Raw genomic sequence first — 21,577 nt, forward strand, 5'->3', positions numbered from 1 at the left:
TTTATAAAAAAACAAGCCAAACAACTTTTTCAAGTTGTTTGGCTTGTTAGTTAAAATATTTCTATTTATTTTTTATTTTACAACAGTGGCTTCTAATTCTACTGTCAATGCGGCAAAAAGTCCTTTTACTTCGAGCAGGGTAGTGGCTTGTTGAATACCGTGTTTTATAATGAAAGGAACGTAAACGTCCATACAAGTCGTGAAAAATTCATTTGTGTTTGTTGAATAAACATTCAGTCTAACAATGTTTTTGCACTCATAGCCAGATTCACTTATGAGTTGCTCCAGATTTGCGATGGTTTGGATGAGTTGGCTTCGCATATCAGCACTACTAGGTACACCGTTAGCGTCAATAGCTACTTGTCCTGAACAATAAAGTGTTCCTTCTACATTTTTTACTTCAACGGCTTGTACAGAATTTGTGTTTTTGCCCCAGGCCCAAGGGTCGAATGATGTCTTTTGCATTTTTACTTATTTTTAAATTGTTCGTCTTTATTGACATTGCAAAAGTAAAATGGGCAAGTGACAGCCTTATGTCAGGGGTCAGGATCGGGTTAGTGAAATTTATCAAAATATTCCTGTAAGGTCATTTTGTGCTGTTCAAACTTTTCTGTAATTACTTGCATTCTGGTAATCCTGTCCAAACGGAAATATCTAAATTCTTTTCGTAAACGACACCACGCAATTAGCAACCAGTTCTCTGTTGTGCTGATTAAAGCGAATGGCTCAACTATCCGACTTGTTGTTTTGCCTTGCTCGTTTGTGTAATCAATTTTTACAAGGTAAAAGTTTGTAAGTGCTTGTTGTAATTGAGAAATATTGCTGCTGTTTCGCTCTCTGTTTAAATTTTGCTCAAATCGGGTTCTGTCGGCAAGTAAGTTGGCTTTGTCCTTTTCAGATGGTCGTAAAACGGCTTTTATTTTATCAATGGCTTCAATGTAATCTTTTATAAATGAAGTGTCTTTATTCTTTAGAACCAATTGCTCCGCGAGTATCAAAGCGTTTGCTTGACTTTCTGAAAACATTACAGGTGGAATTTTGTAGCCTTCCATAAGAGAATACCCTTTTCCATCTTCTGTTATGATTGGAACTCCGGCTTGTTCTAATGCTCTGATGTCTCTGTAAATTGTTCTGATACTAACATTGAATTTTTCTGCAAGATTTGTTGCAGTCAAAAGTCGTTTCGTCTGCAACTGTGTAAGAATTGCAGTCAGCCGTGAAAGTCGTTTTGTATCATTATCGTTCATTTTTTGTCTGACGGTTCATGTTTGCAGGGTCTCGTGGCATTACGCCTAACGTCGGAGGCATTTGTGCAGGGGTGGTATTCAGGGAACATCCGCCCGATCAAATGCTTCTCCTATTTTTCCATCCAGCACTTGAACTTACGCCATACGAATGAAAAATTAAATACAGCCTCAAAATTTTCAGGGCCTATACAACTTCCCCACCACCAACTTATCGCCCGATAGGTCTACTTCGAACAGATGCGGGATGCGGCGGTAGCGGCCGTTGATGCTCTTATGGCTGTGGATGGACATTAGCAGCTTGCCCTCTAGGGTATGGAACAGCATGCCGTGGCCGAAGTTGAGCGGAGTGATGGGCTCTTTCTCGTGTATCCAGGGGCCGTCGAGGGTACCGCTTTGGGAGTAGGCTACGCCCTGCGTGTACACATCGTGGATCCAGCTGGTCCAGATCATGCCCAGCCGCCCGGTACCGGTTTTGAATAGATACGGGCCGTCCGTAACCTTATTTGGTTTGTCGTTGCCGTTGGCGTCTTTCTCGCGGCTCCACGGGGAGTCACTGGCCCGGAACATCAGCTTAGGAGTACCTAGGGTGCCGCTCAGGTCGGGTTTGAGTTCGATCTTTTCCATGGTACCGTTGAGGTTCTGCAGCCACTCGTAGCAGTACACCATGTAGGGCTTTCCGTCGGTATCTACCCAGAGGGTACCATCCAGCGTAGGCATGTTGGCGGGCAGGTAGGTAGGGTCCTGCATGGGTACGTAGGGGCCATCGGGCTGGTCGCTTACCAGTACATGGCAGGCCCGGCGCTCGATTACCTGGCCCTGTACGGTATCAATCTTGACGTCCCGGTTGGTGAAGGTCGCGAAGTAGTAGTACTTGCCCTTATAGGGGTGTATCTCGGCCGCCCAGATCATGGGCTTGGGGCCCATCCAGGAGTTGGGGTCGGTTTGGGTGATGGGGTAGGGGCCATCCCAGGCTTTCAGGTCTTTGCTCTTCCACAGCATGCCGCCCGTGCCGGTCATGTAGTAGAGGCTGGTCTTCTTATCCGCCAGGATGAAGGGGTCACTCAGTACAATGGAGTCCAGCGGTACTCCTTTGCGTAGGGCAGGTGCCCGACCTTCCTGGGCCTTGAGTACCCCTGAGAGAAACAAACACGCCAGTAGTGCCAATCCAAAACGTTTCATGTCTTTTTGATGGGAAAGTGTGTGTATAAAAGGCACATAGACAGCCATTCTACGTATAGCAGTGTGTCTTTAGTAGCAGGAGGCTACGGCCTGCTCACAGGAAAGCAGGCCGTAGTCGGGCTGGATTATTCCGCGCCTACGCCCAGGTAGGTACGGAGTTTCTCCGATTCAAACTTGGCGGCGGCGGCAGGCTCAGGCTGGAGCAGCGACACCACGATACCCATCAGAAACGCCCCGGACATGGAGACCAGCGCCGGATTTTTAAGCGGGAAAATGGCCTCCTCATACCCCATGATATCTACCATGATGGTAGGGCTCAGGACAATCAGGACCAGCGACAGGATAGCACCTGTAGCGATGCTCCATACCGCGCCCCGGGTGGTGAATTTCTTCCAGATGATGGACATGAGCAGAGCGGGGAAGTTGGCGCTGGCGGCAATGGAAAAGGCCAGTCCTACCATGAAGGCCACGTTTTGCCCTTTGAATACTAGCCCCAGTACGATAGACAGGATACCCAGGGCAATGGTGGCACGCTTGGCTACTTTGATTTCTCCCTGCTCGTCGGAGATGCCATTCTTGAATACGTGTACGTACAGGTCATGCGAGATGCTGGATGCTCCCGACAGCGTAAGTCCGGCCACTACCGCCAGAATGGTAGCAAAAGCCACCGCCGCGATAAAGCCCAGGAAGGCGGTGCCGCCGGTCTGCTCGGCCAGGAGCAGGGCCGCCATGTTGCCGCCTTTGTCGATGCTCTCGATGGGGGCTTTGCCCACCAGGGCCATGGCCGAAAACCCGATCAGAAAGGTGAGCAGATAGAAGTACCCGATGAAGCCCGTGGCCACAAAAACGGATTTGCGCGCGGCTTTGGCGTCGGGTACGGTATAGAACCGCATGAGGATGTGGGGGAGTCCGGCCGTACCCAGCATCAGGGCCAGTCCCAGCGAAAGGGCATCGAACGGATTGGTGATATAGCCACCGGGTGCGAGCATCTCCTCCCCGTACTGCGTCGTAACGGAATCAAACAGCGCGGCCGGACTAAACCCGAACCGGGCCAGCGAAAGCAGCACCAGTACCGAGGCGCCGCCCAGCAGCAGCACCGCCTTGATGATCTGCACCCAGGTAGTGGCCAGCATACCGCCAAACAGTACATAGGCCGTCATGACGATACCCACTACCAGCACGGCCAGCTCGTACTGCAACCCGAACAGGGTCCTGATCAGGCCACCGGCTCCCACCATCTGGGCGATCAGGTAAAAGGCGATGGTCAGGAGCGAACCTACCGACGACACAATGCGAATGGGGCGCTGGCGCAGACGATACGCCACCACATCGGCGAAGGTGTATTTGCCCAGGTTGCGCAGGGGCTCCGCGATCAGGAACATGATCAGCGGCCAGCCCACCAGAAACCCGATGGAGTAGATAAGCCCATCGTAGCCTTTGGTGGCTACCATGCCGGCGATACCCAGAAAAGAGGCGGCACTCATATAGTCGCCGGCCAGGGCCAGGCCGTTCTGAAAGCCCGAGATATTACGGCCGGCGGCGTAGAACTCCGACCCGGTCTTGGTCTTCTTGGCGGCCCAGTACGTGATGTACATGGTAACGGCCACAAACAGGAAGAACATGGCAATAGAAATGGGGTTGGCGGTGCCCAGGGTAGAGGCTGGGGCCGCTTGCAGCAAAATGGTAGCAAAATACATGTACGGTACGAGCGATTGAGTACTTAAGGGAGAAACGGATTACTTGACTTTGGCTTTGAGGTTGGCTACCTCCTGGTCGTAGTGGTTATTGGCCCAGTACACATATATACCGGTCAGAAGCCAGGCGAACAGGATAATGCCCAGTCCGACCGGAATGGCCAGCGTGAGGTTTTTTCCCACCATCTGCGCCAGGTATGCCTTGTTGAACGCCACCACCAGCAGAAATCCGAAGTACACCGTGAGCATGGCCAGCGTGAGTACCAGCGAAACCGACCATCGGCGGCGCACCAGTTGACGGAAGGCAGGGCTGTTAATGACTTCGTGAGGGGAATGAGTATCCGGGATTTGCATAGAGATTACCAGTCAGGTTAAGTGATAAGTTATCCTACAAAGACCCCGGTCGGCCGATTCTACCGCGTTGGTGAAGTTCGCGTAGAGGTATCTAGGGTAGTTAGCCGGGGGAGTACCAGGGGAGTAGGTACTTAGCGGGCAGAAAACACAAAAGCCGAAGTGTACATACACCTCAGCTTTGCATTTGCCAGTATCTCCTTACAGGTAGCTGTTGCCGACTAGACGATCTCCGTTACAAACTCTTCTTTGGGCAGGCGAACTTTCTTCATCCGGGCAAAGGGATCTTTTTCTTCGTCGCGGTAGCCCAGCGCGAGCAGTACCACGCTTTTCAGCCCCTTTTCTTTGAGCCCCAGCAGGGTATCAAACCTTTCGGAGTCAAAGCCTTCCATAGGCGTAGCGTCTACCTGCTGATCGGCTGCCGCGATGATCCCGGTCCCCAGGGCTATGTAGGCCTGTCGGGCCGACCAGATAAAGTTTTCTTCGTCGGTCCGGCTCAAAAAATACTTTTCGAGTGAGTTCTTAAAATCAACCAGACTTTCTTCGGTGGTATTTCTCTCCCTGGCTATCAGCTGGATGTACTTTTGGATGTCTTCTTTGCGGATGGCGGTATACGCGGCGAATACCAGCAGATGGGAGGCTTCCGTGATCTGCGCGTTGAACGAGCCAACACCCAGTTCTTTTTTTAGCTCGGAGTTTTCGATCACGAACAGCCGGTACGGCTGCATGCCCGCGGATGAAGCCGAAAGATTGATCGCATCTACGATGGTCTGCAGCTTATCCGCTGCCAGTTTTTTGTTGCTGAATTTTTTGGTGGCATAGCGCCAGTTCAGGCTTTCCAGTAAGTCCATGTCTGTTACTTTTTTTGTTTTATGGCCTCAAAGTTCAGGAAAGATTGTTTACTTTTGATACCTAGTGACAAAAAGTAACAGTGACAAAAAGGTAACCAGGTAACCTATGGAGGAAGTAAAGCACGGTACGCACGAATGCAAGAAGACCATTCTGGCTATTCACGACGCAATGGATGTACTTAATGGCAAATGGACCATCTCCATTGTGGCCTCTCTTTGTTTCGGGAAGAAAAGGTACTCGGAGATCTTACGGGAAGTACAGGGCATATCCGGTAAGATGCTGAGCCGGGAGCTGAAGGATATGGAAATGCATGATCTGGTAAAGCGTACTGTACTGGATACACAGCCTATCACGGTCGAGTATGAACTGACCGAGTACGGGCACAAACTCAGATCCGTAATTGATCACCTGGCTGTCTGGGGGCTTGAACACCGTACTAAGATCATGGGGAATTAGGGAATCATTGGAAGCTACTAGTGTAATCATGCTATGATTAGCAGTAGCTACTTTCGTCCAATGATAAATTTAATTTCAGCTTCACAATAGTGTTCCTTACTGCCCAGGCAGTTTAGGAATTGACTTTTCGCACTCTGGAACCGGTCTTTGCCAAAGAAGTCCTGCAATGCCACCATTCTATTCAGCCTGTTCTCCCACGCGGTCAGAATTTGCTTATCAGCAGGACCGTTGAATACTAATTCTTCATCTTCTTTATTTTCATCCAACTCGATTGTCACTCCTTCCTGTAATAAGATTTGCCTGACTTTTCCACCCATTTCAAAGTCATATACATTATTTGCTAGTTGCCTTTTGTAGAAAGCTTTAAAAGTATCCTCTATTGTTGCTTCCAAAGGTTTATGAGCAAATAAATCACTCATTTCAACAATAGCTATCCAGCCATTAGGTTTTAAAAGGTTTAACCAGTTCTTTAAGACAGGGGAGAAATCAGGCAGGTACGCAGCCGCAAAACTAGTCCATATGCCATCAACAGGCGGGAGGTTTAACTTCGTGAGGTCTTTAATGTCTGCTGTTATAAATTGAATGGTATCGCCTTGATAGGATCGTTGAGCTTCATTTAAAAGTTCAGCATTCAGATCTATACCTATCACTTTCCCTGCTCTTTGAGCGAGTAAGTGTGTTACATACCCAGGCCCACATCCCAGGTCCAGTACTACCTCGTCCTTTTTTATCGGAAGCTTATCTAAGTAAGACTCCCAATGTCGCCAGGTGTTTTGGCTTTTATACTCTTCTATAAGCGCCATACGCATTATTAGCATTTCTATCGAGACATTTAAGGGGTGTTAGTGATACCCCCAAGAATGGCAGAAGCACTCTGTTAAGCAATTGCAAGTGTATACAACCAATACTTCTTCCCTTGTCGTGGTTCGATCTCCCGTAAGATGGTAAAGCCTAACTTCTCGTAGATATGCCGTGCTTTGTGCATCATTTCAGAAGTATGAAGGGCAACCGTATGCTCCTTGTTGCGTTTTGCTATTTCGATGCACATCTCGGTTAATTGTCTGCCAATCCCTAGCCCACTAAAGTCTGGATGAACGGTCACGTACCGTAAGTAAGACCAATCAGCTTGGAATATATCAGTCGGATTACCCCTGGGAACGAGAAAGGCCATTCCAATAATTGCTCCTGCAGCATTTTCGGAAACAATACAGTGTGACTGCGTAAGTAGCTCTGCATACGTTTCGGTACGATTAAGATTGTTGAATAGCTTCTGCCAATTATCGGGTGTCAAATTAGCTTGATACTGCTTCCATGACGCTAAGCCTAGTAGGCGTAGTTGTTCTACATCGCCATAACTTCCTCGTCTAAAGTTCATCTACAGATAGTCTTCTACTTGATGAAAAGTTTAATAGGATATTTTGTATTGATTCAAGTAAATTGTTCTGCTAATTAATAAACCGCTAACTCTTCCCCTTCTTCCGCGCTTCGCTGGCGATGCTGCTGATGGTGTTGACCAGCAGGTCGAGGTCTTTGGTACTGGTGTAGATGTGGGGCGTAACGCGGACGCCGCTGATGTTTTCCCAGACGGTAGCGCTGGTGTGGATGCGGGATTTGTTGAAGAGGGCGTTGCCCACATCGCCGGGCGTCATGCCTTCGACGGAGAAGAGGGCCAGGGCGCCGCTGTACTTCGGACTTTTGGGCGTGTGTACCAGTGCACCCGGTATCTGCCGTACCTTATCGGTCCAGTAGCGCTGCAGGTAGTGCAGGCGCGCAAACTTGCGGTCGGTGCCGATGCCGTTGTGGAAGTCTACGGCTGTACCTATAGCCATCTCGGAGGCAAAGGAGCGGGTACCCAGGCTCTCAAACTTCCGGATGTCGGGGCCGTCGGGTTCCGGGCTGGATAGCAGCGCCCACACGTCCTTGATCTTGTCCTTCTTGATGTACATCATTCCGCTGCCGAAGGGCGCACACAGCCACTTGTGCAGGCTCGTGGCGAAGTAGTCGCAGCCCAGGTCGGGTACCTTGAAATCAATGTGCGCGAAGGTATGCGCCCCGTCCACAATGGTCTCTATGCCCCGCTTACGCGCCTCGTCGGCAATCTTGCGCACGGACGTTACCTGCCCAATCCAGTTGATGAGGTGGGTGATGTGTACTACTTTGGTACGGGAGGTGAAGGCGCTGGTGTACTTCTGTACAAAGTACTCATCGTCCTCGCGGGGCAGCTCCAGATTGATCCACACCAGCTTGATGCCGTCCCGTTTTTCGCGCTGCTTCCAGGCATTGATCATGTTGGGGTAGTCCTGCTTGCTGAGTACTACCTCGTCGCCCGCCTTGAGGTTGAGGCCAAAGATGATGGTGTTGAGGCCCTCGGTAGCATTGCGGTTGATGGCCAGTTCCTCGGCGTCACAGCCCGCCAGTTCGGCCAGTTTGGAGCGCAGGGCTTCTCTACCCTGATCCAGTATACGCCACATGTAGTAGCTGGGGGCTTCGTTGGAGTACTCATAAAACCGGATATGCGCCTGCTGTACTGCCCGGGGCTGGGGACTCACCCCGCCGTTGTTGAAGTTCAGTACGTTGGGGGAGACGGTATACTCATTCTTGATCCAGGCCCAGAAGTCCTCGTTCCGCGCCGCTTCGGTGGGGCTCAATCCGGTCAGGTGTCTGGTATGGGAGGCGAGTTCGCCGGCGTAGGCTTGTTCAAGAAAAGCGGGTAAGGCCGCAGCACCGGCAGCAGCGCTGCCCACTTGCCGGAAAAAGGAGCGTCGGGAGGTCATGTTTGGGTAAATTAGGGGAAAAGGATTTATGGAAGGCGGCCACCATGGAATGGCCACTATTACAATTTTACGCAAATTCTCGGTTTACTAGAAGCTTATTCTGAATTTAAAGTACAAGGCAGGTACTTATGCTGATTTTTTCTCTATTGGCAAGGGTAGTGTGTGTATGTATACTACGCTGAGAAGATTAAGGGAGGTGTAATATTTAAAGAGTTTTACTTCCGGCTCTCATGGGTAATGCAGTCGTTTGCCCTCCTCCGCCGGGCGGGCGGCGCTCTCCCCACGCCTCTGTACTCTGCGGGCCTGCGCAAGGCTAGCGCACAAATGCCCACAGCGCAAGGTCGGCTTAGGGGAGAGCTGGGAAACTTGACAGACTGCCTACTTGTAACAGCAGTATATATGTTTGTTTTGAAAATGAAATCCTATTGCTACTAAACAAGAACAATGCTAACTCTATCAGCCCTCTCATAAGCCGCCTATATTTATGGCCGTTGTGCGGCTGGCAAGCGCAGGGCCATAAATATGCCAGCGGTGTTGAGAGGGCGGGGCCCGCCCGGCCGCGAGGGCAAAAGACAGCATTACCCAATAAAATTGGAACTAGCAGCAAATAAGTTAAAGAAGCAGGGTCACTCCTCTGTTATAAAGGAGAAGTACCTGCCTCCCAATACTATACTTCAAATTGGTCACTGGTCACTGCTTACATTGGTCACTGCCTAACTGGTCACTGGTCACTGGTCACTGTTAAGCCTCCGGCGCTTCACCCACTTCTCTACTTCAACAGTAAAGAAGATTATACTGGAAATGGCCAAGCAAGTGCCAAGCTCACCCCAGGTAAGGGATTGCGTATGGAACATATCCTGCAGGAAAGGAACGTAGATGACCGCCAGTTGCAGGAGCAGGGTAAACAGGACGGCAGCCGTAAGCTGCCTGTTGCTCATGAGCCCCTGTTTGAAAAGCGAAACCGTATCGCTGCGGATGGCGAGGGCATGGCCCATCTGACTCAGGGATAGTACCGTGAACACCATCGTCTGCCACTTCGGATTATCTATATTCATGCTCCATACCTGCGTGCCGAGGCAAAGCGCCCCCATCAGCAGGCCGACCCAGCCAATGTGTACACTAAGGCTCCGGTTGAAGATACCCTCGCTGCTCTTTTGCGGCGGCCGTTTCATGGTGTTCTTCTCGACGGGTTCGGACGCCAGGGCCAGTCCGGGTAGTCCGTCCGTGACCAGGTTGATCCAGAGGATATGGATGGGGAGCAGGGGAATGGGCAGACCCAGCACGGGCGCCATAAAAATGGTCCAGATCTCCCCCGCGTTACTGGTGAGGGTGTACTTGATGAATTTGCGGATGTTGTCGAAGATGCGGCGGCCTTCGCGCACGGCCTTCAGGATGGTAGCGAAGTTGTCGTCCAGCAGGATCATGTGCGAGGCCTCCTTGGTCACGTCCGTACCGGTAATACCCATAGCTACCCCAATGTTGGCTTTCTTGAGGGCCGGCGCATCGTTGACCCCGTCACCGGTCATGGATACGAAGTGACCCTTTTTCTGAAGACCCGTGACAATATTCAATTTTTGTTCGGGCGATACCCTGGCGTATACCTTGATGGATTCTACCTTGTTCTCAAACTCCTCCTGGGATAGCTTACCCAGTTCCCTTCCGGTCACCACCAAGTCTTTTTCATTCCGAAGTATACCTACCTGTGAGGCAATGGCTTTGGCCGTGGCGGGGTGGTCGCCCGTGATCATAACCGGAGTAATACCCGCGTCGAAGCATTCGGCAATAGCTTCCTTCACCTCTTCGCGCGGCGGGTCTATCATGGCGACCAGCCCTACAAAGTGCAGGTCCGACTCGATGAGCTCTTCTTTGACCATATGAGGTACCTCATCCAGAAGCTTGTAGCCGTACGAGATCACCCGCATACCCTCGCACGCCAGCTCTTCGGCCTGCTTCAGGATCGGTCCCGGATCATCCACCGACACATCGTCCATGGCTTCGGAGGCTCCTTTGGTCACGACCAGGTACTTAGGTCCAAACTGGTGGATGGTGGTCATCCGCTTGCGGTCGGAGTTGAAAGGAATTTCGTTGACCCGAGGGTACCGCTGGATCCATTCCTGCTGATAGGCAGGCTGCTTTTTGACGTACTCGACCACCGCTACCTCCGTTGGGTCGCCCAGGTACTCGCCCTGCTCATCCTGCTTGACGTCGTGGTTGAGACTGATGCAGAGCAGGAGCAGATCCTCCCGGCTGAACTCTTCCAGGTCAGGGGCCTGGACCGTATCCGGCTGCCAGGTCTCCATGACGGTCATCTGGTTCTGGGTAATGGTACCTGTTTTGTCGGAGCAGATGTAGCTGACGGAGCCCAGTGTCTCAACGGCCGGCAGCTGACGGATCAGGGCGTTTTGCTTCACCATCCGCTTGGCTCCCAGCGCCAGGGCAATGGTCACCACGGCCGGGAGTGCTTCGGGAATAGCCGCAACGGCCAGTGAGATAGAGGTCAGCAGCATCCGGAGCGGATCTTCGCCGCGTAGCAGACCCATACCGTACAGCAGGGCGCATATCACCAGTACGATCACCGAAAGCTGCTTGCCAAACTTAGCCAGCCTTTTCTGCAGGGGCGTCTGGCTGTCACTTCCCTGGAGTAGCTGGGCTATGCGTCCCATTTCGGTCTGCATACCGGTGGCTACCACCACGCCTTCGGCTCTACCGTCTTTGACAATGGTACCCCTATAGGCCATGTTGACGCGGTCGCCCAGGGGAAGGTCTACTTCGGTAAGCGGAGCGCTGTTCTTTTCAACGGCTTCCGATTCACCCGTGAGTGAAGCTTCTTCCACCTTCATAGAGGATACCTCGTAGAGGCGCATATCGGCTGGTACCAGATTACCGGCTTCCAGCAGGACCACATCACCGGGTACCAGGGCTAAGGCCTCTACGCGTGCTTCGGTACCTCCACGCCGTACGAGGGCCTGGGGAGCCGACATGTTGCGGAGGGCTTCGATGGCCTTCTCGGCCCGGTACTCCTGCACAAAGCCAATGATGGCGTTCAGCACTACAATGACCAGGATTACAATAGCATCGCTGGCTTCTCCGATCAGTACCGATACCACGGCTGCAGCCAGCAGAATGAGGATCATGACGTCCATGAACTGGTTGATGACCAGCTTCCAGACGGACTTGCCGGAGGTACCCTGCAGTTCGTTGGGGCCGTACTGTTCAAGCCGGGTTTGCGCCTCGGCGTTGGATAGGCCTTCTCTATGCGTACTTAGTTCTTTGAATACATCATTGATCTCTGACAGGTACCACTTCATAGTGCTGCTGATGTTGGGTTGATTAGACAAAGGTTCTGGTAAAGTACTCTTTAACTCTTAATAACCTGCCCCTCAAATAACAAAAGCCTCATGCGTTAAACGCAGAGGCTTTGGCTAATGTTTATGTCTGACTATGAGCCGGGTGAGCGGCTATTTCATGAACTCAATACAGGTAGGTGTGTTGACAGACAAGGTTTTCTCGCGGAACGTCATCTTACCGGTTTTGTCATCCAGGCTATACACCGCCAGATCGTTGGTATTCATATTGGCCACGAGCATGTACTTACCCGTTGGGTCGATGTTGAAGTCACGCGGCGTATCGATGGATTGGGTCACTTTACCTACTTCTTCCAGTCCACCCCTGTCGGTGATCCGGTAGCCCGTGATGCCGTTGTACCCCCGGTTGGATACGTACACAAACTGGCCGTTGGGGTGCAGGCGAATGGCCGCTCCCTTATTGGCTTCTTTGAAGTCGGCCGGTAGGGAATTGACCGTCTTGATTTCCTTAAGAGCACCTTTGTCATCAATGGCAAAGGAGGTAACGATGGGCTCCATTTCGTGCAGTACAATCAGGTACTTACCCGAAGGATGCGCTACAATATGGCGCGGACCAGCACCGGGCTTGGACTCGAAGTACTTCTGAGCGGGGTTAGGAGTCAGCTTGCCGGAACCGCCGTCCACCACGTAGTTCATGATCCGATCGGTACCCAGGTCAGCTACGTACAGGTACTTGCCGTTGGGGCTGGGGATGGCGCAGTGGGCGTGGGGCTTCTCCTGGCGGGATTTGTCGGGGCCGCTGCCGGTATACTGCTCGGTATACGAAGCAGCGGCCAGGGTACCATCCTTTTTGACGGGATAGGCCGCCATACTACCGCCGGTGTAGTTAGCCAGGAAAGCCATCTGTCCCGATGGAAGTACCGACACGTGGCAGGGGTTCTGTCCCTCCGACGACTGGCTGTTGAGTACCTTGAGCTGTCCATCAACCCCCACCGATAGAGCATTGATCATGTTGTCCTGCGTAACGGCAAAAAGCGTTTTCTGGTCGGGCGAGAGCTTGATGTAGCCCGGTCCTTTTAGCTCAGTGAAGGTATTTCGGGTCGTGATCTTTCCGGTCTTTAGGTCCAGCTCACACAGAATAATGGGCGATGGGCCGTCTTTGGCCATGGTACCGATATAGAATAATGCAGTGTCGTTTTTCATAGGCTTAAATGCAAGGCTTGAAAAAAGAACCACAGCAAGCATCAAAAGTTTTTTCATAATGATGTAGCTTTTAGGTAGTAGCTGGTTAGGGATTATATTTAGTTTATTTACTTCTTACTAAGCTCGCACCCGCTAGTGTTGGTTTTGCAAGTAGTCAGATATTTATTTAAAACTACATAGGTACCCCTAATCTACTCCCGCCGGATAGCCTCCACCGGGTCTAGGCGGGCGGCCCGCAGGGCCGGGTAGGTACCAAACACCACCCCCACTACTACGGCTATGATGGAGATAGTCAGGAAGGTGTTCCAGGTATAGGCCGCCTGAAAGGGTACCTTTGTGACCGCTTTGATGATGGGAATCACCGCCATGGTACCCAGTACTCCCAGCGCTAGCCCCAGCAGGCTACCAAAGGTAGAGATTGTCACGGACTCCGACAGAAACTGCAGCAGGATGTCCCGCTTCTTGGCTCCGACGGCCTTACGTACACCTATCTCGGAGGTACGCTCGGAGACGGAAATGAGCAGTACGTTCATGACGCCAATGCCCCCGACCACCACCGATATACCCACGATCAGCCCCATCACAATACGGAACAGCAGAAATCCCTGCGCCGCCTGCTGCACCCTGAACTCGTTGGTCATGACCCGGTAGTCTTCCTTGCCGTGGCGGATGTTCTTCTGCAGCCAGGTTTCGCTTTGTACTTTCAGGGCGGCGACATCTTCCACGCGGGTAGCCTCCAGGCCGTAGTCGACACGCTGGGTCCGCAGCTCCGCCTCAGGGAGGAGGGAGATGGGGTAATAGATCTGAGCGGGGCGGGTGGTGTCGGCTACCAGTACACCTACTATGGTTAATTCTCGGTCCTGCACCCGTAGCTTCTTACCGATCAGGGTGGCGGCCTTACCCTTTCCTGCTGCTTTCCAGACAAATTTAGTATTCACCACGGCTACCGGCCGCCGTCGGGTAAGATCTTCCTGCGTGAATCGGTTACCAACCAGGATGGTACCGTTAGGTTCCAGAGCCGGAAGCGCGGCGCTCACGACGGTTCCGATACGGTGGGTGTCGCCCGGCATACTTACCTCCATGCCCCTGTTGGTGATCATGTAGGGCTGGCTGGGCAGGGTGAGGGAGGCGTGGAGCTGGCTCATTTGGGTGTAGGTGAGCCGGGGTATGGTATCTTTGGGTACCCGCACGTCATTGACCAGCTTGTCGGGCTGGGCCACGATAAAGATGCCTTTCAGCGAGGTGGTGCGGCTGATCTGCTCGTTGGCAAACCGCTCCATACCATCGATCAGCGACAGGATGCCTACCAGGGAGGCTACGCCTATGACGATACCCAGTACCGAGAGTACGGTATGGAAAAAACGGGAGCGGATATTCTGGATAGCCGACAGAAAGGAATTAAGAGTGTTCTTCCACATAAGCGGGGCTGTAAGGAGAAGGCTATTTTGTCTAATCTTCTTACATTTCCAACTTAATTAGTACGAACATGACAATTTCATCCATGAATACCATCAGCTGGTCTGATTTTGAGAAAGTAGACCTCCGGGCAGGTACGATCATCCGGGTAGAGGATTTTCCCAAAGCCCGCAAACCCGCCTACCAACTCTGGATCGATCTGGGGCCAGAGCTAGGGGTAAAAGCCTCTTCTGCTCAGATCACCAGGCTGTATACTAAAGAAGAGCTGGTTGGTCGGCAGGTCCTGTGTGTAGTCAACTTCCCGCCCCGGCAGATCGCTAACTTCTTCTCCGAGGTACTTACGACGGGGTTTGTATTGCCCGATGGGGAGGTGGTGCTGTCGCAACCTGAGCGGCCGGTACCAAATGGGACCAGGCTGGCTTGATTTAGGAGATGTCATTGTAAAACACACAAAGCTTAATCTGCACCTGCTAATACAAGTAGGCTCAATTTTATACTTTAGGGTAATGCAGTCGTTTGCCCTCACGGCCGGGCGGGCCCCGCTCTCCCCACACCTCCGTGCTCTGCGGGCCTGCGCGGGGCTAGCGCACATGGGCCCACAGCGCAAGCCGGGGCGCCGGAGCGATCGGCTTAGGGGAGAGCTGTAATAAATAGTTGATAGACTTCACATTTATAGCCGTTCTTCTTTCTCTTTAAGAAAGAAGGTTACTATCCTGCGTCCCAAAATCATGTAATTCTGGTCCATAATTGTGTAATAGCTGGTGAACAGTGGGGTAGTACCTTTGTGTTGTCAGTATGAGTATTGACTTACTGACCAATGATTCACAGTTAGTCATGGAATAGATTATGGAAACAGCAACCAAACCAAATACATTGAAAGTCACCCTGCCCGTAACGGGTATGACCTGTGCGGGCTGTGCTGCCAGTGTGGAGTCTATGCTGAAGCATACCACCGGTGTAGCCGATGCCGGGGTGAACTTCGCCAACCAGTCGGCCTGGGTGGAGTACGAGCCTACGGAGGTGTCGCTCCCCGAGCTGGACAAGGTACTACAGGGCGTAGGCTATGGCTTTATACTGACCGCCGAGGAAGACGAGGCACTTGTTAAGCAGGAGGAGATACAGCACGAGCGGTATGCTACCCTCAAGCAGCGTACCATCTGGACGGGTATACTTACCCTTCCCATTGTGACCATAGGTATGTTTTTCATGGACATGCCCTACGGCAACTACATCATGCTGGCGTTTACTCTGCCGGTATTGGTGGTGCTGGGCCGCGACTTCTTCATCAACGCCTGGAAGCAGGCCAGCCACGGCAAGGCCAACATGGATACCCTGGTGGCGCTGAGTACGGGTATCGCCTTCCTGTTCAGTACCTTCAACACTTTCAATCCGGAGTTCTGGCACGCCCGCGGACTGCACGCCCACGTGTACTTTGAAGCGGCGGCTATGATTGTCTTCTTCATCATGCTGGGTAAGCTGCTGGAAGAACGAGCCAAAGCCAATACTTCGGATGCCCTGAAAAAACTGATGGGCCTGCAACCCAAGACGGTACGGGTCGTGCGTCAGGGCGTAGAGAGTGAGATATCGGTCAAAGAAGTACTGATGGGCGATGAGGTAGTGATTCGGTCGGGTGAGAAGATTCCTGTGGATGGCAAAGTCATCAGCGGACATTCATACGTAGACGAAAGCCTTATGACCGGGGAACCGGTACCGGCTGAAAAGAAGGCCGGAGAGCGGGTATTCGCCGGTACGATCAACCAGCAGGGTAGCTTTACCTTCATTGCCGAAAAGGTAGGCAAGGATACCGTGCTGTCGCAGATTATCCGTACCGTACAGGAAGCACAGGGCAGCAAGGCCCCCGTCCAACGCCTGGTGGATAAGATAGCCGGTATATTCGTACCCATTGTTATAGGAATAGCCCTACTGACCTTTGTGGCCTGGATGGTACTGGGAGGTGATAATGCGCTGACCCACGCGCTGCTGGCTTCGGTGTCGGTGCTGGTGATTGCCTGTCCGTGTGCCCTGGGGCTGGCTACGCCTACGGCCATTATGGTGGGAGTAGGCAAGGGTGCCGAAAATAACATCCTGATCCGCGATGCCGAAAGCCTTGAAAAAGCGCACGAAGTAAATGCCGTGATTCTGGACAAGACAGGTACCCTTACGCAGGGACATCCTCAGGTAACAGGGTGGCACTGGCTGGGAGGTCTGGCAGAGACGGAACGTCACGCCGCCGCTATCCGGGCCATTGAAGCCCGCTCGGAGCACCCCCTGGCGCAGGCGGTAGTAGACCATACTACGTCAGCACAGGATGTGAAGGTAGAAAGTTTTAAGGCCGTAGTGGGACGTGGAGTACAGGCCGAAGTAGCCGGTGAAAAGTACCTCATCGGTACGCTGTCCTTCCTCAAAGAAGAAGGCGTGACGCTAAATTCTGAGCTGGAAGCTCTGGCCGAGCAGCACCGCCAGCAGGCCCGGACGGTGATCGGAGTAGGGTGGAAGGGGCAGCAGGTCGCTCTCATCGCGATTGCAGATCAGCTGAAAGCTACCTCCGCCGAGGCGGTACGCAAATTGCAGGAGCAGGGTATTGAAGTGTACATGCTCACGGGAGATAACCCCCAGACGGCCGCCGCCGTGGCGAAACAGGTGGGCATCAGCCAATACCAGGCCGAGGTAAAGCCGGACGATAAAATGCAGTTTGTAAAGAAGCTGCAGGCCGAAGGCAAAACCGTAGCCATGGTGGGAGATGGTATCAACGACTCACAGGCGCTGGCTCAGGCCGATGTAAGCGTAGCGATGGGTAAGGGCTCTGACATAGCTATGGACGTAGCCAAAATGACCCTGATCACCTCGGATCTGCTGACGTTGCCTAAGGCCCTGAAGCTGTCCCGCCGGACTGTGCGCACCATCCGCCAGAACCTGTTCTGGGCTTTCATCTATAACCTGATCGGGATTCCCATTGCGGCCGGTATACTGTACCCCATCAACGGATTCCTGCTCAACCCGATGATCGCGGGAGCCGCCATGGCTCTGAGCTCGGTGTCAGTAGTAACCAACAGCCTGCGCCTGCGCAGCCAAAAGTTATAGTAAATAATTGTTATTATTACAGAAAAAGAAGAGGTATGAATCAGTTGCTAAGTCAGAATCTCCCGCAGATTGAACACATCCTTCGGAAGAACAAGGTAAGGCGAGCTTATGCTTTTGGATCTGTATGTACCGAGCGATTTAACGAAAGCAGTGATGTGGATATATTGGTTGCTTTCGAAGATGGCCTTGATCCTATTGAGTACGGAGACAGGTACTTTGAAATACTGGATAGTCTACAAACGCTCCTGGGACGCGATGTTGACCTGGTTACTGAAAAGTCACTCAAGAGCAGCTATTTTATAAAGCAGGTAGATAAAACCAAAGTAGCGATCTTGGGATGAGGGAAGAGGTGCATGAATACCTGGGGCATATTTTGGATGCTATTGCGGGTATTGAAATACATATTGGCGAGCAGCCAAGCTACCAGCAGTACCTGGCTAGTCCGACGATGCGAAGAGCCGTTGAACGAGAATTGGAAATCATTGGTGAAGCTATGAACCGGGTTAAAAAGCTGGAACCTACCATTTCGATAAGTAATGCCAGTCATATCGTTTATACCCGTAACCGGATCATCCATGGGTATGATTGTATTGACGATACCATTATTTGGCGCATTGTTATAAAAGATATTCCTGTGTTAAAAGAAGAAATAAAGAATTTACTGGAATAATAACCACAGAAGACAGGCACCAGCGTGGCGACTAATATGCTAGCCTCGTAGAGGCGACCGATCTTGTAGCCCAACGGGCACCATTTTGTCAAATAAATTTTCAACCATAAAGCCCCATAGGGGCGATTGATCTTGTCTTGTATGGAAACGTTAAAATTCAAAACCAATATCAAATGCGGAGGATGTGTAGCCGGAGTTACACCCCACCTGAATGCCGACGAAGCGATCACAAACTGGGAAGTAGACCTGCAGAGCCCGGATCGTATCCTGACCGTCGAAACCGACAAGTCAGCCGAAGAAGTAGCCCAGGTGGTGAAACAGGCCGGCTTTACCGCAGAACCTGTTCAATAAGCTAATAAGGTGAGGGAGGGGCAATTAGTAAGGTCCCTCCTCCACCTAAAAAGCACCCCGAATTCATTGGTATTACCTATATTTTGAGTAACTTCGTACAGAAGAATTGATAAGAGCAGGAGATCGTACGAATAGTCATTTCCCTGAATCAATAGCCTGACTGGCTTACAGCTAATCATGAAAAACGCGATTTACAGATCCTTTACCGTATTTATGGCCTGCCTGGTGCTGCTGTCCAGTACAGGATTCGGGCTGGTGGAGCATCATTGCATGATGCGCGGTAAGTCGCTGCAGCTGATGGCCGTTGAGGCCAAGGGCGGGTGTAAGAGCTGTATGAAAAAGAACGTGAGCCACGTCAAGCCTCACGAAACCATTGTCAAAAAAGCGGATTGCTGTAAAGAGGAGCAAAAGTACCAGAAGGTAGATTTTGTATCTTCATTTTCACAGCTCATAGCCAAGCTGCTTAAGTCCCTGGCCGAAGCGGTGGTCTTTGCGGTCAAAGCAGTCGTCATCTCCATCGCTGACTGGCTGTTACCGGCATCTACCCGTCATGCCGTAGTCCATTCCTTTTCTTCCTTATTCTTTGGGCGAAGCATGCTTTCGTTCGTCCAATCCTTTCTGATTTAAGCGTGCCGATACAGAGTGTCAAAGGTAAGTTGTAGGCGTACGGAGATGTACTCTTATGACTTGACCACGTGTGGTTTTTATCACACCTCATTTACTATCAACAGACTTAAATAGCATCATGTATAAATATTTTCTGGTAGGGCTACTGGCCCTGCTTGCAAGCGTGGCTGAGGCGCAGCGTGTCACCGGGACGGTGTACGAGCAACCATCAGCAGATACCGAAAAAACACCCCTGATCGGAGCCAGTGTATTCTGGGCTGGTACTACACTGGGTACCAGTACCGACGCTTCCGGCCACTTTTCCATTCCTCGTAGTGCGCAGTCCAATAAGCTGGTATTTAGCTTTGTGGGCTATGTCAATGACACCCTTAGCATTGGCGCCGAAAGCGAAGTGGAAGCTATATTACGGAGTGAGCAAACGCTCAATGAGGTAGTGGTACAGGGCAACGCCACCACCGTCGACCGCCTCAATCCTATTCAGACCGAGATCATCACCACCCGGGCCCTGGCCAAGGCCGCCTGCTGTAACCTATCCGAGAGCTTCGAGACCAACGCCTCCGTGTCAGTATCGTACGCGGATGCCGTGACAGGTTCCAAGCAGATCCAGATGCTGGGACTGAGCGGTACCTACATCCAGACCAACGTCGAGAACATCCCGACCATCCGCGGATTGGCTACTACCTTTGGCCTCAACTACGTACCGGGTACCTGGGTACAATCCATTGACATCGGTAAGGGAGCGGGTTCGGTAGTGAATGGCTACGAGTCCATGACGGGGCAGATCAACGTGGAGCTGCAGAAGCCCGATACCCACGAAAAGCTGTACTTTAATACCTACGTCAATAATTTCGGACGGGCGGAGCTGAACCTCAACCTGGCGCACCAGCTCAACGACAAGTGGAGCACCGGATTCCTGTCGCACGCCAGTACCCTGCGCAACCGCGTGGACAACAATGGGGATGGCTTTCTGGATCTGCCGCTGTATACGCAGTTCAACGGTATGAACCGCTGGAAGTACCAGGGCGAGCGGATGATGGCGCAGTTTGGTGTAAAAGCCTTACACGAGAATCGTCTGGGCGGGCAGACCAGTTTCCAGCCGGAGCTGCGCGGTACGTACCGCGCCTACGGGTACGGATCCAATGTGAATCGTTTTGAGGCGTTCTCTAAGGTAGCCAAGCTGTTCCCGGAGAAGCCTTACAAGGGGCTTGGACTGGTCATGAACGCCTCGCTGCACGACTCCCGCTCGTACTTTGGCTTTACCAACTACGATGGCGTGCAGAAAACCCTGTACGGTAACCTGATCTACCAGTCCATCATTGGCAATACCAACCATTCGTTCAAGACTGGTGCGAGCTATCTGCTGGACGACTACAACGAGAAGTACCGCGATACAACGCTGGCGCGTACGGAGTCGGTACCGGGAGCCTTCTTTGAGTACACCTACAACAACCTGGACAAGTTTGTACTGGTAGCGGGCTCACGGGTAGATTTTCATAATCTGTTCGGCACGCAGCTGACGCCCCGTCTGCACCTTAAGTACAGCCTCAACCCCAATACAACGCTGCGGGCTTCGGCCGGTAAAGGATTCCGGGTGGCCAATCCGCTGGCTGAGTACTACGGCAACCTGGTGAGCTCGCGGGCGGTGGTGTTTCGGGAGCAGATCCGCCCGGAGGTATCCTGGAACTACGGCGCCAGTCTGACGCAGGAGTTTGACCTGGGGGGCATGGATGGCAACATTATTGTGGACTACTACCGGACCGACTTCCAGAACCAGCTCGTAGCCGATTTTGAACACCCCGGCTTTGCCTACTTCTATAACCTGCAGGACAAGGCCTTTGCCAACAGCTTCCAGGCCGAAGTAAACCTGACGCCCATCAAGCGCTTCGAACTGAAGCTGGCCTACCGCCTGTTCGATGTGAAGCAAACCATGGGCGAGCCCTACGGAGAGCAGGTACTGCTGCCCCGCATGATGATCAGCCGCGACAGGGTACTCTTCAACGCGGGCTACGCGCTGCCTTATGACAAGTGGAAGTTTGACGTGACGGTACAGTGGAACGGCAAACGCCGCATCCCGAACATGGATCCCGGCTACGATCATACCTCCTATGAGAATATGCCTACGGATATAGCTCCGGCTTTCTACAACCTCAACGCGCAGGTGACACGTACCTTTCCGAAATGGGACATCTACCTCGGAGGCGAGAACCTGACGGGCTTCCGTCAGATGAATCCGATCATCGGGGCTAACGATCCTTTTGGTCAGCGCTTTGATGCCGGTATGGCCTGGGGACCCGTCGTGGGGCGTACTATCTACGCAGGTATTCGATATAAAATCATCAGGTAAGTAGCTGATAGGTATTAGCAGTTAGTT

20 protein-coding genes are annotated in these 21,577 nt (G+C 52.1%); 8 read left to right on the forward strand and 12 right to left on the reverse strand.

Annotated elements, in window-relative coordinates; translation table 11 throughout:
- Positions 1–72: 72 nt before the first annotated feature.
- The 6 genes from JTN23_RS13070 to JTN23_RS13095 all read right to left on the reverse strand — a co-directional run bounded on the left by JTN23_RS13070 (position 73) and on the right by JTN23_RS13095 (position 5,322).
- Complete coding sequence (locus JTN23_RS13070) at positions 73–465, reverse strand: RidA family protein (RefSeq protein WP_247235282.1); 393 nt, start codon at positions 463–465, stop codon at positions 73–75.
- 89 nt (positions 466–554) lie between these two features.
- Positions 555–1,247, reverse strand: a complete 693-nt coding sequence (locus tag JTN23_RS13075) for a helix-turn-helix transcriptional regulator (protein WP_247235283.1) — start codon at positions 1,245–1,247, stop codon at positions 555–557.
- A gap of 177 nt (positions 1,248–1,424) precedes the next feature.
- Positions 1,425–2,426, reverse strand: coding sequence for a glycoside hydrolase family 43 protein (locus JTN23_RS13080; protein WP_247235284.1), 1,002 nt, complete (start codon positions 2,424–2,426; stop codon positions 1,425–1,427).
- 125 nt (positions 2,427–2,551) lie between these two features.
- Positions 2,552–4,123: a sodium:solute symporter family transporter gene (locus JTN23_RS13085; protein ID WP_247235285.1), complete on the reverse strand. Its 1,572-nt coding sequence runs from the start codon at positions 4,121–4,123 to the stop codon at positions 2,552–2,554.
- Positions 4,124–4,162: 39 nt separating this feature from the next.
- Positions 4,163–4,474 carry a DUF485 domain-containing protein gene (locus JTN23_RS13090; RefSeq protein WP_247235286.1) on the reverse strand — a complete coding sequence of 104 codons (312 nt, stop codon included), beginning with the start codon at positions 4,472–4,474 and terminating at the stop codon, positions 4,163–4,165.
- Positions 4,475–4,692: 218 nt separating this feature from the next.
- Positions 4,693–5,322 carry a nitroreductase family protein gene (locus JTN23_RS13095; RefSeq protein ID WP_247235287.1) on the reverse strand — a complete coding sequence of 210 codons (630 nt, stop codon included), beginning with the start codon at positions 5,320–5,322 and terminating at the stop codon, positions 4,693–4,695.
- 106 nt (positions 5,323–5,428) lie between these two features.
- Between JTN23_RS13095 and JTN23_RS13100 the strand changes: the two genes are divergently transcribed.
- Complete coding sequence (locus JTN23_RS13100) at positions 5,429–5,779, forward strand: winged helix-turn-helix transcriptional regulator (RefSeq protein ID WP_247235288.1); 351 nt, start codon at positions 5,429–5,431, stop codon at positions 5,777–5,779.
- A gap of 47 nt (positions 5,780–5,826) precedes the next feature.
- Here the strand turns inward: JTN23_RS13100 and JTN23_RS13105 are convergent, their stop codons facing one another.
- The 6 genes from JTN23_RS13105 to JTN23_RS13130 all read right to left on the reverse strand — a co-directional run bounded on the left by JTN23_RS13105 (position 5,827) and on the right by JTN23_RS13130 (position 14,479).
- Positions 5,827–6,582, reverse strand: a complete 756-nt coding sequence (locus tag JTN23_RS13105) for a class I SAM-dependent methyltransferase (protein ID WP_247235289.1) — start codon at positions 6,580–6,582, stop codon at positions 5,827–5,829.
- A gap of 74 nt (positions 6,583–6,656) precedes the next feature.
- A complete protein-coding gene (locus JTN23_RS13110) occupies positions 6,657–7,154 on the reverse strand; it encodes a GNAT family N-acetyltransferase (protein ID WP_247235290.1) in 498 nt (165 codons plus the stop codon).
- 85 nt (positions 7,155–7,239) lie between these two features.
- The gene (locus JTN23_RS13115) at positions 7,240–8,553 is read right to left on the reverse strand and encodes an aminotransferase class V-fold PLP-dependent enzyme (RefSeq protein WP_247235291.1); all 1,314 of its coding nucleotides are present in this window, start codon (positions 8,551–8,553) and stop codon (positions 7,240–7,242) included.
- Between the two features lie 728 nt (positions 8,554–9,281).
- Positions 9,282–11,891, reverse strand: a complete 2,610-nt coding sequence (locus tag JTN23_RS13120; protein ID WP_247235292.1) for a cation-translocating P-type ATPase — start codon at positions 11,889–11,891, stop codon at positions 9,282–9,284.
- 120 nt (positions 11,892–12,011) lie between these two features.
- Positions 12,012–13,061 (reverse strand): lactonase family protein, encoded by a 1,050-nt coding sequence (locus JTN23_RS13125; protein WP_247235293.1) that lies wholly within the window; start codon positions 13,059–13,061, stop codon positions 12,012–12,014.
- Between the two features lie 191 nt (positions 13,062–13,252).
- Entirely contained in the window at positions 13,253–14,479 is a 1,227-nt protein-coding gene (locus tag JTN23_RS13130; protein WP_247235294.1) for an ABC transporter permease, read from the reverse strand.
- A 68-nt stretch (positions 14,480–14,547) separates the two neighbouring features.
- On the opposite strand from JTN23_RS13130, the gene JTN23_RS13135 reads away from it, so the two are divergent.
- The 7 genes from JTN23_RS13135 (at position 14,548) to JTN23_RS13165 (ending at position 21,550) form a co-directional block, all read left to right on the forward strand.
- Entirely contained in the window at positions 14,548–14,901 is a 354-nt protein-coding gene (locus JTN23_RS13135; RefSeq protein WP_247235295.1) for a tRNA-binding protein, read from the forward strand.
- Between the two features lie 422 nt (positions 14,902–15,323).
- Positions 15,324–17,558: a heavy metal translocating P-type ATPase gene (locus JTN23_RS13140; RefSeq protein WP_247235296.1), complete on the forward strand. Its 2,235-nt coding sequence runs from the start codon at positions 15,324–15,326 to the stop codon at positions 17,556–17,558.
- Positions 17,559–17,593: 35 nt separating this feature from the next.
- Positions 17,594–17,899, forward strand: coding sequence for a nucleotidyltransferase family protein (locus JTN23_RS13145; RefSeq protein ID WP_247235297.1), 306 nt, complete (start codon positions 17,594–17,596; stop codon positions 17,897–17,899).
- Positions 17,896–18,228 (forward strand): HepT-like ribonuclease domain-containing protein, encoded by a 333-nt coding sequence (locus JTN23_RS13150; RefSeq protein ID WP_247235298.1) that lies wholly within the window; start codon positions 17,896–17,898, stop codon positions 18,226–18,228. Before JTN23_RS13145 ends, JTN23_RS13150 begins: the two co-directional genes overlap by 4 nt.
- A gap of 141 nt (positions 18,229–18,369) precedes the next feature.
- Entirely contained in the window at positions 18,370–18,579 is a 210-nt protein-coding gene (locus tag JTN23_RS13155) for a heavy-metal-associated domain-containing protein (protein WP_247235299.1), read from the forward strand.
- Positions 18,580–18,756: 177 nt separating this feature from the next.
- Positions 18,757–19,206, forward strand: a complete 450-nt coding sequence (locus JTN23_RS13160; RefSeq protein WP_247235300.1) for an HYC_CC_PP family protein — start codon at positions 18,757–18,759, stop codon at positions 19,204–19,206.
- Between the two features lie 118 nt (positions 19,207–19,324).
- On the forward strand, positions 19,325–21,550 hold the full coding sequence (locus tag JTN23_RS13165; RefSeq protein ID WP_247235301.1) for a TonB-dependent receptor: 2,226 nt from the start codon (positions 19,325–19,327) through the stop codon (positions 21,548–21,550).
- Positions 21,551–21,577: the final 27 nt, after the last annotated feature.

Origin of the sequence: Telluribacter roseus (assembly GCF_017355915.2) — a bacterium.
In the GTDB taxonomy this organism is placed as follows: domain Bacteria; phylum Bacteroidota; class Bacteroidia; order Cytophagales; family Spirosomataceae; genus Telluribacter.